Genomic DNA, 15,613 nt, shown 5'->3' on the forward strand with positions numbered 1-15,613 from the left:
AAAAAGCGTTCCATTGGGCTGTTATCCCAGCAATTTCCTCTTCTAGATAGGCTTTGCTTGATCTGATAACGCCACAAGACCTGTCGGAACTTTCGGCTCGTATAGTGGCTTCCTTGATCACTATGAAACATCACTCCATTAGGTTTTCCTCGTGACTCGTAAGCCATCGTTAAGGCCTTAGAAGTCAATTTACTATCTGGTGAAAACGACATCGCCCAACCGATAGGTTTACGTGCAAATAGGTCTATCACAACCGCTAGATAAGCCCAGCGACTTCCTGCCCATACGTAGGTAACATCCCCGACCCAAACTTGCTTTGGCGCCGTCACGGCAAATTGCCTATCGAGATGATTCGGGATCTCAATATGCTCTTGGGTCTGTTTGGCATAGCGGTGCTTAGGCTGCTGACAACTCACCAGGCCAAGCTTTTTCATTAACTTAGCCGCGCGATATCGACTTAGCTTAAATCCCTGACTGGAAGCCATCATCGCAATAGAGCGAGCTCCAGCAGAGCCATAACTTGTGCTATGCAGTTCACGAACCTTGGCACGCAAAAGAACCTCATCAGTACTGATTTCGCTGGGGCGAGAACGCCAGTATTTATAACTGCTGCGCTGAATACCGAACACTTCGCACAACCGGACTACGCTGTAGCTCTTCCTGAGCTTCTCGATTAACGAGAACTGTTCAGTGAGTCTGACATCAAGAGAGCCGTAGCCTTTTTTAGAATTTCATTGTGCTCTTCGAGGTTTGAGATTTTCTTCTTTAACTCTCGGATTTCAATTTGCTCAGGAGTCAGCGGTGATGCCTTGGGAGATTTCCCCTCTCGCTCTTGCTTCAACTGGCGAACCCATTTGTCCATTGCCGATTTACTAACGTTCATAGCCTTTGCGGCTTCAATGACTGAGTAGTTTTGATCTGCGACTAGCTGGGCCGCTTCAAGCTTAAAATCGGCACTAAAAGTTCTTCTTGTTCGTTTGGTCATAGTCACACCTGTTTGTGTATGAGGAGCATGATAACACCTCTAATCAGGTGGCCAGTTTTAGTCTGCCACTACAACAGGATGATCTGAATACACAAAGTCCATTCCTGTTAGGGATCAACTGAAAACGAAATGTCGGTGCTCCATGCTTCACTGTTTACGACTTCGATCTGTTGTTCCAACTTTTGCAGTAGTGCCAACTGCTGTGCCACATCAAGTTCGAACCCGAATTTAATGGTGTTGAAGCGAGATGTAGGATCAAATAGGCGCCAGTACCCCATCCCCTGATCAAGTTTAAGGTTGAGTTGACTTCCAGACCGAAGAGTTAGCTTTAGCAATCGTCTATGAGGAATATCCGAACGAAGGTTCATAACAGTCAACTCAGGCTCGGCCTTAGTTTTATATTTAAGCCAGTTGCCATATACGTCTCGATGATCTTCATCAAATTGCCAATCTTGATGCAACAGAAAACCACTTCGGTCTTTTTCATTAAAAAACGTCACGATCTTAATGGAAGGGCAATTAGGCAAAACATCACATAGCGCACTAATAACCTGAGAGACCAGCAACATACTTGCTGGGCTTTGTTGGTAACGATCGCTATAGAACACTTCTGTAACTTCATCGTTAGCAAGCATACTCACTAACTCATTATCACCATTTTTAAAAAGGTGCATCCAGAAACGCTCACCAAAACCCATCAACGATCCGTTTAACTGCTCGGTAATCTCCCACTCTCCGTAGTTAGGTTGATCAAGTTTAGGATATGCTTCGATTTGTTTTTCAGAGATTGAAAGCAAGCTACATTGATTACTTTCAACCACTAATCCGCCAGCATTTAGCCATGTGGAACCAGGGGTCAAATTTTCAATGTTCTTGACGGCTATAGAAGTGATATCACCTTTGACCAGAGCCTGAGCTACTATCCCATGACTACGATCAACGTTGTCATCCAGTGAGGTCAATCTTACGCCTATTGCTTGTAACGAAAATAACTCTGCTTGTGTCTCAGTGTCGAAATCAACATTTGGCACAATCAAATTGACTTTAACTTCATCTTTTACGATGTAAGTTATCAAATCATTTTTAAAGTAAGGGTGTAACAAATCCCAATCGTTGACTTCATCGGATAATACAAGTGTCAATTCTTGAGCGCCCTTGTTAACCCACTGGCGAACAGTTTGTGCTACAGAAGTAGGCTGATATGTACCACCAGTAAGTAGCTGTAATTCCTCAGGAAGGGCAATAAAGTTTATAAAATCATTACTCAACCATTGTTTAGCAACGGAGCGATCCAGTAGATCGTATTCCCTGCGAGTATCAGATTGCAGTAGGCAGTCTCCGCATGCTGTTTCGCAACTGCCGCACTCTAAGTTTCGAGTCATCTTAATTAAAAGATCTTCAACTCTTTGCGACGCTGAACTCGCAAATCCAGCCCCACCTGAAATCACATCAAATATTTGAATAACCAATGCGGCCCCTGCATCAGCTACAATCGCAGGCCGCACGGCATAACCTAACTCTGAAGTTGAAATACCCAATTGTTCGGCCAAGGCAGAACGAAGCGCTACAGCCAAAGTAGTGGCAATTATATAGCCTTCTGGACTCTCAGAGATGTACTCGTTTCTAAGTGGGTGCTTAAGGGTCAACTCAAACACATCGGTCTTAGTGTGAGCACCAAGGTGAATCTTATCCATGAGCGTTGGATGACCCTCGCACATTGTTTCTCGATCACCCTTTTTGTCTTTTGGTGAGGCTTTTAAAGGCCGGTGTGGTTTTTCTGTGTTGAACCAAGCTGGAAAATTTCCATTTTTATCCATTGACTCTGCACGTCCACAGGTCATACAAAGGGCATAACCTGTACCGTACTCCCCCGAAGTATGATGGAAAACTGTGCCATCAGTACTTGAAAGCATGCTCCCAATTTTAGTATTTGGTAGACTCACGTTAGCCGCCGCTCCACCACTAACCCATGCAGGCTGAACCGGAATGAATTTCTGGGTAGAAATATTATTCGTTGGCGATACATAGAAGTCGGTAACAAAACCTGCAGGCTGAAGTACACGCCTTATGTGTTTTTGCTTAATCGGCTGAGCGCAATCAGGGTTACTACAACGCAATTCAACCACCGCCCCCCCCTCAGTTTCATAACCTGTATGGCCACAACTATCACAACGCCACGCAATGTCGAACTTTTGCGCCTCATTTGTATTCGTGTGTAGATTCTGCCAGTGCAGTGCGACTCCTCCGGAAGTAAATACACGGCCATCGAGTACAACTTCAGAGCCTGGAGCGTATTCGCGAATAGCTACTGCAAGGTTACGACTCGGTAAGCCACGACTCCGAGTGACGTTATCAACACGATCTTTTTTTGAAGTTTTTTGTTCCTCTTTTTCACGGATAAAATCTTCAATGTTGTTGTTGTCGAAATTCACTATATCTGTCGGAAAACCGTACCCAGGTAAAAAAGACTTAGATGCTAATTCACGTAGAACAAATTCATTTTTAAGACGATATAATTCCTTATTAACGCGATATTCAAAAGGCGAGCCATTAATGGCCGATGTCAGTTGCGTATTGAGGTAATTAAACTCATTAAGCCAACAGTCACGCAAACGACGAACCTTAACTGCTGCGTTGGCGCATAAGTTAAAACTGGTATGGTGTTGTAATACCGTTCCATTAACTAGTGTTAACAGTTCTTTGTCGAAGTGATGAGCGTCGCTATCCAGCCAAGCTAACAAGCGTTCACACACCGAATCACTTTCCGGCAAGTAAAACCATTCAAGGTTAAGTTTAGTTTTCTCTTTGCTAGTTGTACCTATTTGGCGATTCAAAAACAACGAAAGCAGCAGTGAGTTAACATGTCGTTGAACCAGACGTTCAGAGTTAAACGCTACATATGGTGCAGGGATCTGTGTAACAAACGGCCACTTCGGGTTGTCAAATACACGTTGATCGTGGGGATTACTTTTACATAGTGTATAGGAGATTGCTCGTGATTCTTTGCTTCTTCCCGCTCGGCCCGCACGCTGCAAATAGTTCGCAGGGTGAGGTGGTACATTATTCATAACTACCGCAGAAATCCCGCCAATATCAACACCCATCTCCATGGTTGTTGAGCAATTTAAAACGTTAATTTTTCCTTTCTTAAACAGATCTTCATAATCATTTAGGCGCTGAGCACTCTGCTGAGCAGAGTGCTCAGCGGTACGATAGTAAAATCCCCCCTCAACGGCACGATCGTTAATATCAGTCCATAAGTTGGTCCGCCTTAAATTTTCGACCGCATCATCGTTGGCAACTTGTTCCCGTACCGCATTTAAACCATCGGCATAATCCTGCTGGCTGATGTCATATTCCCATAAATGAGGATATGGTACCTCTATACATTGATATTTTTCTGGCTGAGCTAATTTTCGCGGCAGGTAGGGGCTAAAGCCTTTAAATGTGCGATCAATCAACTTGTTGGTGATAGGACATACATAGGCTTTATTAATTAAAGAAAAAGTCATCTTATGACGATCTAACGCATATTGGTTACCATCACTATTGAGAATACGTGCCGTTAATGTCAGTACTTTCCACGCCTCGTTTAACCAACCGTCAATTAAATCCTTACCAACATTTGAATTCGCATCCAAGCCACTACCCAGACTCAATAGTTTAACAAGTCGGTTAAGTTGTTCACCTTTAATTTGTGGCCAGCGCTTAATTCGCCACTCATCCTTTTCTTCCGATTGTGGATTACGTAATAATTTTGCCGAAAAGTGACCACCGATCCATTTAATCCATCCCTCATCCTCCACGCGCATAAAGCTATTCTCACGCACGTAGAAGTCCAGTGCGACTTTTATAAAGTCCTTCCAATCATCAAGCGAAAGTCCATGCTGGTCCCAATGCGGCGGACACCGAGAAATCGACTCTACGCCTAGGTAGTCAACCTTCGCCAAGCCTTGAGTTTCACTACTATTTTGGCGTTTAGGGCGACGTGCAAACTCTCTGAACAACAGCATATCCGCTAGTTTCACGCTACCGTCAGTCTGCTTAAAAATCTCGGGGGATAGATATTGATTGTAAATCTTCATCGCCCCTTTGAAATCGTTTTTTCGAGCAAGTTCTTGCACCATATCGGTCCACGTCACCGACACAGGTTTAAATACTATCGCCCCAGACTCAATTGCATCCGCTTGGCGTTCTAGTTCGTCGATTGCCGCTTGCATGCTTGGCATACCCAAGGCTCTCAAACCAGCAGCTTTATCTCGCAACTCTTTTGCAGATACGTCCTCACGCACTTCGTCCTTAGTGACGTTGTAATCTAACTGCTTACTTTTTAAAACCTCAACGACGGCACCACGTAGCTTCGAGCGCTCAGCTTCTTGCTGCATGCGTACTGAAAGGCGTGCGGTGCCTTGACGACTATCGGTAAAGGTTATTAAACGTCGACCTCGCGCAGGCAACGATTGCGGACCGATATTACTATCGCCTTCAAAGTCTGCACAATACTCCAGCAAAGTAGGTACCACATTTGCTAGGTAAAACGGTGCGCCAAGCATAGCCCTGCGAAATGGCAGAGAGCCTTTGTATCCAATAAACCCACAATTACAACAATTCGCGTCGCCAGTTTGTTCATGAGTAAGTGTATAACCTTCACCACTCAACGAACCTATGTTGCCTTCGGGGCTAATGACCATTGTGCTGTAGTTAGCTTCTTCGTCAATCTGGCTGCCAAACACCTCTAGTAAGTTCCCAGTTTCTGATGCGTCTTGAATGTATTGAGACTCATCGCCCTCCCCCACTTCGTGTTGCAAAGAGAACTCGTCGCCAACGCTGTTATTCCACTGGCTAAGTTTGCCATTGCTATCTTTTGCCAAAAGGTGTGGTTCATTACATTCAAGGCAAAAGCTAAGCTCTAAAACCGGTGCGCCACAATCACACCGTTGACGTGCTGTTATGTATACAGTACCAAAAGGCCACCCTCGTTTTAGCGCCGTTTCCTGTTTACAAGCGCAATCCTTATCGATACATGCGAACAAGCCATTGGTCATGCGTTGAAAGAAGTGTGCCCTGACCTTCAAAAACGCTTCGCTGGACGCATCTGCTTTGGTACCCGTTAACAAGTCAACCCAACGCAACAATTGCTGTTGAGTTAACTCCACAAGTCCAGATGCCTTTCTAACTCGCTTTGCTATCTCATCTAGTGTAAGTGGCTTATTACTTTCAACAATGGCCGTTCTGATGTGCCGAGCAAGCGTATGGGACGAGAGTGCCTGAAAACGTTTTACTGATACTTCGCAGTCGAAAACACCCTTTTTGATTTCGGTGCCTTCCGGTTCAATCAACTCAATTTCTTCGAGCGTTTGTTGTTTACCTTCGACGAAGTCGATATCCGGGATAACCCGCCGGCCACCAATAACCTTAACTTGATTGGGTTCTACTCCGGCCAAATTTGCCAAGTAACTTTGAAGTTGGCCAGCTGCGTCCTCCCCTGCGATCGTGGCCGAAGTAGCGACAAAACGTACGTTTTTAGATTGGACTCCGAAAGACTGCAATACACGACGTAATTGCAAAGACAATTCTGCTGCCTGAGAGCCCACATAGGTATGAGCTTCGTCCAAAACTATCCACCGTAATGATTGCTGTTGTCGCGATAGTTCAACGATCGGTGCGTCGGCCTGTCGCACAAGCATGTATTCAAGCATTGTGCCGTTAGTCACCAGAATAGGGGCAGGTTCTTTGCGAAGTAACTCTCTCGACAGCACCTCATTTGGGCGTTCCTTCTGAGCTGAACGCATTTTGTTTTCGCTGATTTCGGTATTACCGTTGTATAAGCAATAACGAATGTTGCTACCAAAATGCTTTGTCCATGCATCTAGCCGCTCTTGTTGAGAGTTAATCAACGCATTCAGAGGATATAAAAATAGTGCGCGGACCCCTACCAATGGCTGTTTTGATTGTTCGACTTCTCGGTAAAGATCATTGATCACCGGCACCATAAAACATTCAGTTTTACCCGAACCGGTACCAGAGGTAACAACCACTGATTTCGGCTCCTCAGCCAGCAACGTTTCCCATGCAGCTAACTGATGCTTAAAGGGATGAAAATCAGCACCAAAGTGATAACGTCCATTGTGTTTGTCATCCAAGGCATCAACTACAGCACCACAAAGCAAGCTGCCTTTTAATTTCTGCATCTTTGGAGTTGCGAACTCCCACCCAAAGGTGTGTTCGAAAAGAGGTGGTGCCATAAACGATTGTTGTTCACCACTTTGCTGCGACATGATATCGGTTAGGTGCTCGCGCAGGTTTGGGTTGACTATCCCAAGTATGCTTAAGGTCGCTTCCTGTGCACGAGAAATAGATTGCTCAACGAGCGAAGAAAAATAATGGCTCATACTGGACTCCCTAACTAAGCGTCGTTCTGTAGGTGGCTAATCGTGAAACTAAACATTGGTTCAAACCATTCACGATCAAAGTCTTTCAACTTGCGGTAATCAAACAGCACTCTATTTTCAAATTGTTCGAGGACAGGTGTAGGAACACGCCCACATGCCACTGCTGCTGCGAATATAGGGGCATATACCACCCCATTTTGAAAATATGAGTTCACCTTGATATCAAAGGGCAATACATCTAAAGCATGACATAACCAACTTGAGTCACCACCGGAACCATTAGGCCAGTTGTTATCTTCACTGTGCACACGCAACAGATCTTGATACCACTCATCCTGTATAAGCGGCTGCATAATCACACTAGGCATTGGCGGGTTGCAGCGCTCTAGTTTTAAATATTCCGCCCCTGTAGAAGCTAACGATGGGATCTCATGTGCTAACTTATCGATTAAGTTGGCTTGCAATAATGTTTGCATTTCTTCGCCAATTCCCAAGCGTTGCAGAGTAGCACCAAACAAACGCTTCGCATCCAACCAGCATTGGAGAGGGATGAATTCCCACAACACCGGCAATTGCGCTTCCAACTTTGCAATGAAACTCGCATCCATATCGAACTTAAACAACGCAACTGCTAATGATCTTGGGTTTCGTACTAGGTGCCGCCAGACCTCAAATGTCGACATAGGCAAATACTGATAACGCTTCCACAACTGTTCCAAGTAGCTCCAACCACTGTGTTCCCAATCGTTCGCCATCTGCGCGATGACGTGTTCGATGGTTGTGACTTCATCCCGAGGATTAAATGCGCGGGCTGCCTTCTGTAATGTATTAATGTCGCTTAAATCGCTGTCTCTTTTATCACTCGGGATGAATCTCGCTCGAAATGAAACTTCGGAGTTCTCTGCGGGTAGAACCAACCAGGGGCCGCCGTCATGTAAAAAACTAGGTAATTCGTACTCGCCAGTTTCTACCCCTTCACTCATCCGGCTACTAAGTGCAAGGGGAACCTGTTCTGGCTTGGTAACATCCATCAATAGCGCTTTTACGCCGCTACCGTCTTGAAGAATGCGGCTATTCAGGCTGACTAATTGGCGGTCTCGATCGTATTCGATTGTCGTCGAATAATAACTGATGATGAAACGCTTAGTTTCGCCATTACCTTTGATCGCCAATTCAACTTTACTATCAAGGTTCTCACTCAAAGAGAGCAGTTCCAATACGTAATCCCGAAGGCCATAGAGGCTGATCTCTAACGGTTTATCAACCACGCGGTAATCCCAAGCAAAGCCTGCTGGATTTCGTTCGGTGAAATTATTCGAAAGGTCCGTCAATGTAATTTGATAGCGAGTTGGACATCCTTGTTGCGAAAACAGATTAACTCGGCACCCCAATAAATCGTCCACAGCCAGTTGGTTATGCAAAGGTTTACCTTCAGCATTAAAGGCTGTCATTCCGGTCGATGGGAACGGTATCAATAGCGTAATCGGGTCGGATAAAAGCGACGCTTGTATAGTTAAACTGAAGTTCGCAGGAGGCATCCCAGATGCTTCCAGTTCGATAGCTGTCGTGCCCTTGTACGGCTTAGATATTTCTCGTTCAAGTTCACTATCTGCTACACGAGCCAAGAACGGCGACTGGCTCGATATGTACACGGTACCTTGCCTTGGCGTTTCACCAGGTCGTAGTTCAACCTGAAAATCTTTAGGCAACACACCAATACGCTTTCTTAATAACACTTGGTTTTCGCTGTTTTTAACAGAAAACACTTGGCGGCCGTTAACTTCCGAGGGCGCCAAACTATGTATTTCCGCGCCATTCAAATAAGTACATAAACCAAATAAATGCTCACTAACACCCAAAGAGTTGAGTTCAGGCACTCCTTTAAACACCAGTGACGGTACAGTTTTCCACGTAACCAAATCCCCTTTCAGACTCAACAGTTCATCTGCGTAGTTTTCTGCCCCGGTAGTGACAACAAACGAATCGCCATTATTAAACGCCAGCGACACTTTACCTTCTAGGGTGAACGTAACCAGATTCGGAAACGACAACGATTCATTCACCGAAAAATCACCTCTAATCACTTCGGGTTTAACCGACCGTGGTACCAGCACCAATGCTTGTTCGGCCTTTGTTCGTGCAGTTGCTTGACCTGCGACAAGCCACCGGTCATTAGTGGCGACAAGCGTTAACGGCGAATCCTCGCAATCAACGGTACTCGCGGCTAAGATTATCCTTCCTAACTGTTGCCCCGACTGAAGCGCCACCAGAAATAGTTCACTATCAGTCGATCTCCGCACTACAGACGCCAAGCTCTGCCTGATGCTAACCTGTGTTTGATCACCGTCGAATTGGGCAAAACCGGTCCCTAAAGAAGCTAAGTGGCGCTCACCTTCAAAAATGGCCAATTCAATTCGACTACTCGTCAATTGGGTGCGATTGATATCAAAGCTACACCTAAACGGCAGCAACACATCGCTCACCACACATTGATTAGAGAAATCAATGTAATGCTTGCAACGTAAGTCGCGGCGCTTGGTGGCAACCTTACGTACCTCCTCGGTGGCACGCGACAGCAACTGACTTAAAAATAATGTGCCGGTTTCACTGTCTAACGGCAATGGAAACACTTCGCGCCATTGCGGGTAGTTTTGCTCTAGGTAGCTTACAGGGTCTGATTGAGAATCAAGGTTATAGGTATGAACGAAGCTATCCAACTTCTCAACCATATTGCGAATTAGTTCCACTGAACCTTCACCTTGCAGGGACTCAGGTAGATAGCCAAGTTTATTACTTATGAATTGGTTTACGGCACTGTCACCGAACTCGCGAACCATATGGTATCGGTCGAAGATGGAGGAAAAAGTTCGCTGGTATGAGTTGTCATTTCTCGACAACAAATTCGAGGGTAGCCCTCCTTCTCGAAACAACGATCCTAAATAATCATTACGATTTGATTGGCTGTAACGCGATACTGACTTGCGCCAATACCCCTCTAGGCCCTTGGGTACCGCTTCGCTGATTTCGGCTGGTGACAAACTAAATTTAAGTCGTTCAAAGATTGGTTCCCAACTCCAATCTTGGCTGTACTCCCGTCGAAACCACTCAGCGCAATACAAAGTAAAAACGGCGCACCACTCTTTGGTTAATGCCATGTTGTGCTGAAAACTTCGGCTACGATTCAATACCAACTCCAATTCGTCATACTCAGCTTTAGTCATATGTAACTGGTACAGTGACAACGCTTCGTTAGAGTTGTATCGTCGAGAAGAACAGAACTCGTTTAACCATGCTGACGGGGATAGTGCTGGTGACAATGTGTTATTGGACATCGTGTATTTAGCCGTTGTTTTTTATCGTTATACCATTGGCTAAACCAATAATAACGTGGAGTAAATTTGGTGCTTGCTAAGTTAACTTTCTTAGCTTTGCACATTTTAGTAATTGTTTACGCTTTACAGCTTACCGTTGCAGCTTGCAGCAAAACGGTAATTTGTCTACTCATAGGGCCTTGTTGATCAAATCCCTGCTCAAGATGCAGCTGTATCAATACATCTAATTGATTATGCAGCTGCCTGACGAACAGGCATTCCTAGCTCTATGACTTTATTCATTGCTTTCACCCCGGCTAACGCTTCGCCAACTTGACCATCGTAGTCACGCAGGCTCAGCTTCGAGCTGATGAGTTGTTTATAACGGTACATGGCCGTTCTGACAATGAGCGAAGATGGTACTGATTATCCTCTTTCCATTGCTTCAGTTCGTCCTTCTTCTGTGCTTCGACAGCCTCATTCCTAGGGTGCCCATTTTCCCAAAAAGCCGCATTAGAGCGAGGTGGGATTGTTGGCTTTATGCGCTTTCTTTGAAGCAGTTTGTGGCACTCTTTGGTGTCGTATGCACCATCTGCAGAAACTTGTTTTATCCGTCGACGAAGAGGGTTAAGCAAGGTCGGCAGCACTTCATTGTCCGCCACATTAACTAGGCTGACTTCAGCGGCTACAACCTCATGTATTGCTGCATCGACTGCGAGATGCAGTTTGCGCCATGTGCGCCGCTTTTCCTTGCCGTGCTTGCGAGTTTTCCACTCTCCTTCGCCGTATACCTTGAGGCCAGTAGTATCTACGACCAAGTGAGCCACTGGTCCTCGGCAACGATTGCGGTAGCTAACTTCAACGGTTTTAGCGCGCTTGCTGATACAGCTGTAATCCGGCGAGCTCAGGGGAACATTCATCAGTTTGAACAGGGAATTGATGAAGCCTTCAGTTGCGCGCAATGACAGACTGAAAATGCCTTTGAGCATCAGAGCTGTTTCGACGGCGGTATCACTAAACTGGAAGCCTCGCCCTCGACCACCGTGATGCTCTTTGCAACGCCAAGCGTTGATGGCAGATTCATCCAACCAGAAGGTTACGGAACCTCGATTTACCAGCGCTTGGTTGTACTGTTTCCAATTCGTGATTTTACGCTTCGACTTGCCCATTAACTTGTTCCATCAGTGCAACTGAAAGATCAGATCAGCGTTCGGCCAGATGGTTCCTTCTATTTAGTCAACAACGCCTACTCATAGCGTTAAGCTCGTATTTAGCATACGGGCATTCTATTAACTCAAAGAGTTCATAAGCCTATTAATGCCATGTTGTTGGTTAACAACTAGGCGGCTTGTTCCATCAAGCGCGGTGGCGAAAGGTACGATCCAAAGCCGCAACGATTCACTGCCTAAGTCGTTGAACTCAAACGCACTCGGTAAAGCTGATTTAAACCCATCGTGGCTCGGATAAATTAGATACAGATCACCTTTACCGCCTAAGTACTTATGGCCATAGGCAAACATCTGATACAGGTCAGATTGAGAGACGCCATAGTTGTGTTCATTAAGGTCAAGCAGCTTCCATTTAGTGTCCAATACAATGTCGCCACCTAGATTTGGCTTGATCAGCAGATCTGGTTTTAGCTGAAACTTGCGCTGCTTTTCGTGCCTGACTAAATACTTCGATTGGGCTTGGGTTTGTAGCGCTGCCCTACCCTCTAGCTGGCTTCGTAGTACCGAGGCCACATAGCTTTCAAACACCGATTCCATCGGAAACAACAGCGACAGTGAGTTGGTATCGCCCTTCATGCTTAACGGTGAAAACCCCGCCAGTATAAGCTTTACCCACTCTAATGGTCCGTGGTAATCGTGCATGCCGCGGTCCAATTTTAGGGCAGCTATGTCATGGCTTACAGATTTACTGGTCGGCACATCCACAAAGGCAAACTTCAACTCGCGCAGCAGCTTTTGATTGGATGGCAGTTTGGTGTAACTGCCAACTTTTTGCAGCGCCGTAGCGATTAGTCGATTGGCAGGCCGATTTAGCATGTACTTATCAAACTCAACATAGAACTTATGCTTGTTTACTATGTTATGGCGCAATTGTTGAGCCACCAGCAGTTTTCCTTTTTGCACCGATAAGTTGTCTTGCTGGCTTAAGTAGTCACTCTTTAGACCGCGCTTAATTAGGCGATTAACCGATTGTAAGAACTGCTGAATAAACACCTCAAGCAGTGGCATTCGCTTATTGGCCACACTAGCTTGATTGGCACTGATGTGACGAAAGCTGCCAAGGTGTTGCAGCATCAGCAACAAGGTATCCCGCGACCGCGCTTCAGCCTCTTCCTGATTTGCAGCTTTACGGCCAATCTTGGGCAAGATCTCGATGTGTTCGCCGGTTGGGGTAAACACCACGCCAACGTAGTTTTTTACCTGAATTAGCTCAACACCATAACGCTTACTTAAGCTAAGACAGCGACTTAAGTTGGACGGTTCCGCGCTTAAACAAACCCCTTTGAGGTATCGAAAGGCTCGGGCTGAGATCAGTACTGCCCTGATCTGCGATTCAAGCTGCGGCGCATCGTCTTTGCAAGCGATGTAACCATACTCAAAAACGGTACTGTGCATGCTTAGGCCCGGTCTCAGCATTATTGTCGTCTTGTTCGTTACTATCATCGCTGTTGGAGTCACCGCTGGCTAATTCAACACCCTGATAGATACCGATGTAAGCCGATGGTTGTTGCCACACCTCGGCTTTATCCGCGGCCAAGCTGTAGTTGGTGATGGTTTCGCCGTAGCGGTTTAACTGGTGGCCTTTGCCAAATAATGTCGCTAAGTCATCAGGCTGCTGTTGTTCCTTGATGACAAACTGTAACGAGTCTGGCTTTTGATTATCTGCTAGCACCAAACGGATCTTGTCCCAATCCTCGAAGAAATACTCCTCCAACAGAGGAATTACTTTGTTCTTAAATACCGAAACCAATACTGCAAAGCTGGTTACGTTGATGAAAAACGCATGGCCTAAGGTGTGTTCGCGATCGTAGAGGATCTCGATGCGTTTATTCAGTGCTATAAGCAGTTTCTCAAGATCGACGCCACTGACTACTTTGCCAGTTAGCAATTCAGGCTTTGGCATCATCTCTTGGAAATCGAAGCGGCGGCGCAGCGCAGTATCCATCATTGCCAACGATCGGTCGGCGGTATTCATGGTGCCAATGATATGCAGGTTGTTTGGTACGCTAAAACGGTCGCCCGAATGGGGTAGCGTTACTTCTAGCTGTTCGTCTGCTCCCCTGCGTTTTGATGGTTCAATCAGAGTGATCAACTCACCAAAAATTTTGGAGATGTTACCACGGTTAATTTCGTCGATGACCAATACATAGTTTTGTTTATGCCGCTGCTTCGTTTCGGGAAGCTGTTTAGGCATTCGCTGTTGAAGTTCGTGTAATACGCGCACGAAGTAGCTCGCGTGTTGACGAGCCAGGCCAGACACCGAGTCGTTCTTTTTAATCTCTTGTCTTTTAGTCACGCCCGCCAAATACAGGGTTCGTAAGTCCTCGAACTTCATGATTGGTAGCGAGCCCCAACTGTCACCGCCATAGCGAAAACCGCTGTCTTCAATTGCAACGATAGCGCAGGCGTCGGTGAGCTTAAAACCTTTGTCTTCACCATCCTCAACCGCCAGCTTAAACTCCCCTAGTGCCAATTCGAAGCGCTGCTCGGCATCAAGCGATGCTTGGTCTTTTTGGCTATCCATGGAGTTACGTTTAGCGTCGTTGGAGATGGCCTTGAAGATGCCCTCTTTTACACCATAACTTACTTGATTATCTGCGGTCGCGCTGGCAGACAACCCTTCAACAAACTCTTCATAGCCGTAGCTTTGGTGAAAGGTCACAAAGCGGATGCGCTTTTCGGCAATTAGCCGCTCATATTCCGCTTTAAGAGCATCACGGTTATCCCAAGTGAAAATTGGTTCAGCAGCTAAGACCGCCGCTTCAATGGTGTGATAGGTTTTGCCGGTACCAGGGGGCCCATAGAGGATTTGGTTGGTTGCAACGTCAGTAGTCGAAGGGCTTGCACTGAGTTCATCTACAGGTACTCCCTTCAGGGTATCTTCCTCAAAGTCGACTAAATTCAGGCCACTCGCGACTTGTGCGTAGCTCAGCTCAAATCGATTGATCGCTTCAACGGTCCAATCCACTAGTTCTGAGAAACTCATTGCTAGGGCTTCGGAAGGCGTAAGCGATGCCACAATCCCTGATTGCTCGTAACTGTCTCGAATCCCTTCATACGAATCTCGCAGTGGCTTCGAGGCATTAACGGTATCGATTTTTACCCCAAACCGGTCAGATGCGATATGCACGGTGTAAGCCAATTCCTTAGGTGCCGACGCTGCAGGGTAGATTTTGGCCCACAAGTAAGAGAAGAAATTCCCGCCTTGGTTGACTGGGCTACGGCGGATCTTGACATGACCTTGCGGAAATAAGCGTTTTTGAACCGTTTCCGCCCAGTCGTTAACGATGTTGTAGGCGGTTTTTAACTCGTCGTAATCCTTTTCTTGCTGTGGGTCATCTTTGACGCTTTTCTTGCCTTGCCATTTGTTTAGCAACGCTACGTGTTGCTGGGTGAAATACGGCTTGTTCATTGTTCATCCCTAAAACAAAGCACGCCGATGGCCGTGCTTTATGGTGGTTAACTTGTAGTGGTCAACTAAATTTGGCCACTACTACCAATCCGGTAATTGCAGACGCAATTGATGAAACAGGATTAAGACCCATTGCGGGCAGCCTGTTAATGCGTCGGGTACTCGATACCATCTAACGAATTAGGCACCGCAACCGCGTAACTCATCAGGGTCACGATAAGAGTCGACTCAAAGGCCGAATGTAGAGCGGCAGTCCGAACCTTTGATCTCTGTGAAGTTGAATC

At 46.1% G+C, this 15,613-nt stretch carries 4 protein-coding genes and 2 pseudogenes; all 6 read right to left on the minus strand.

Features of this window, described 5'->3' with window-relative positions; genetic code table 11:
- Positions 1 to 985, minus strand: a pseudogene (locus tag Q0796_RS14510) (IS3 family transposase); the annotation flags it as partial.
- Positions 986 to 1,092: 107 nt separating this feature from the next.
- Positions 1,093 to 7,377: a DEAD/DEAH box helicase gene (locus tag Q0796_RS14515; RefSeq protein WP_298444456.1), complete on the minus strand. Its 6,285-nt coding sequence runs from the start codon at positions 7,375 to 7,377 to the stop codon at positions 1,093 to 1,095.
- A 14-nt stretch (positions 7,378 to 7,391) separates the two neighbouring features.
- Positions 7,392 to 10,709 carry an STY4851/ECs_5259 family protein gene (locus Q0796_RS14520; RefSeq protein ID WP_298444458.1) on the minus strand — a complete coding sequence of 1,106 codons (3,318 nt, stop codon included), beginning with the start codon at positions 10,707 to 10,709 and terminating at the stop codon, positions 7,392 to 7,394.
- A 231-nt stretch (positions 10,710 to 10,940) separates the two neighbouring features.
- Positions 10,941 to 11,857 (minus strand): annotated as a pseudogene (locus tag Q0796_RS14525) (IS5 family transposase).
- Positions 11,858 to 11,977: 120 nt separating this feature from the next.
- Positions 11,978 to 13,360: an McrC family protein gene (locus tag Q0796_RS14530; protein ID WP_363322320.1), complete on the minus strand. Its 1,383-nt coding sequence runs from the start codon at positions 13,358 to 13,360 to the stop codon at positions 11,978 to 11,980.
- Entirely contained in the window at positions 13,293 to 15,329 is a 2,037-nt protein-coding gene (locus Q0796_RS14535; protein WP_298444460.1) for an AAA family ATPase, read from the minus strand. Before Q0796_RS14535 ends, Q0796_RS14530 begins: the two co-directional genes overlap by 68 nt.
- Positions 15,330 to 15,613 lie beyond the last annotated feature (284 nt).

It is taken from the genome of uncultured Ferrimonas sp., assembly GCF_947489035.1.
In the GTDB taxonomy this organism is placed as follows: domain Bacteria; phylum Pseudomonadota; class Gammaproteobacteria; order Enterobacterales; family Shewanellaceae; genus Ferrimonas.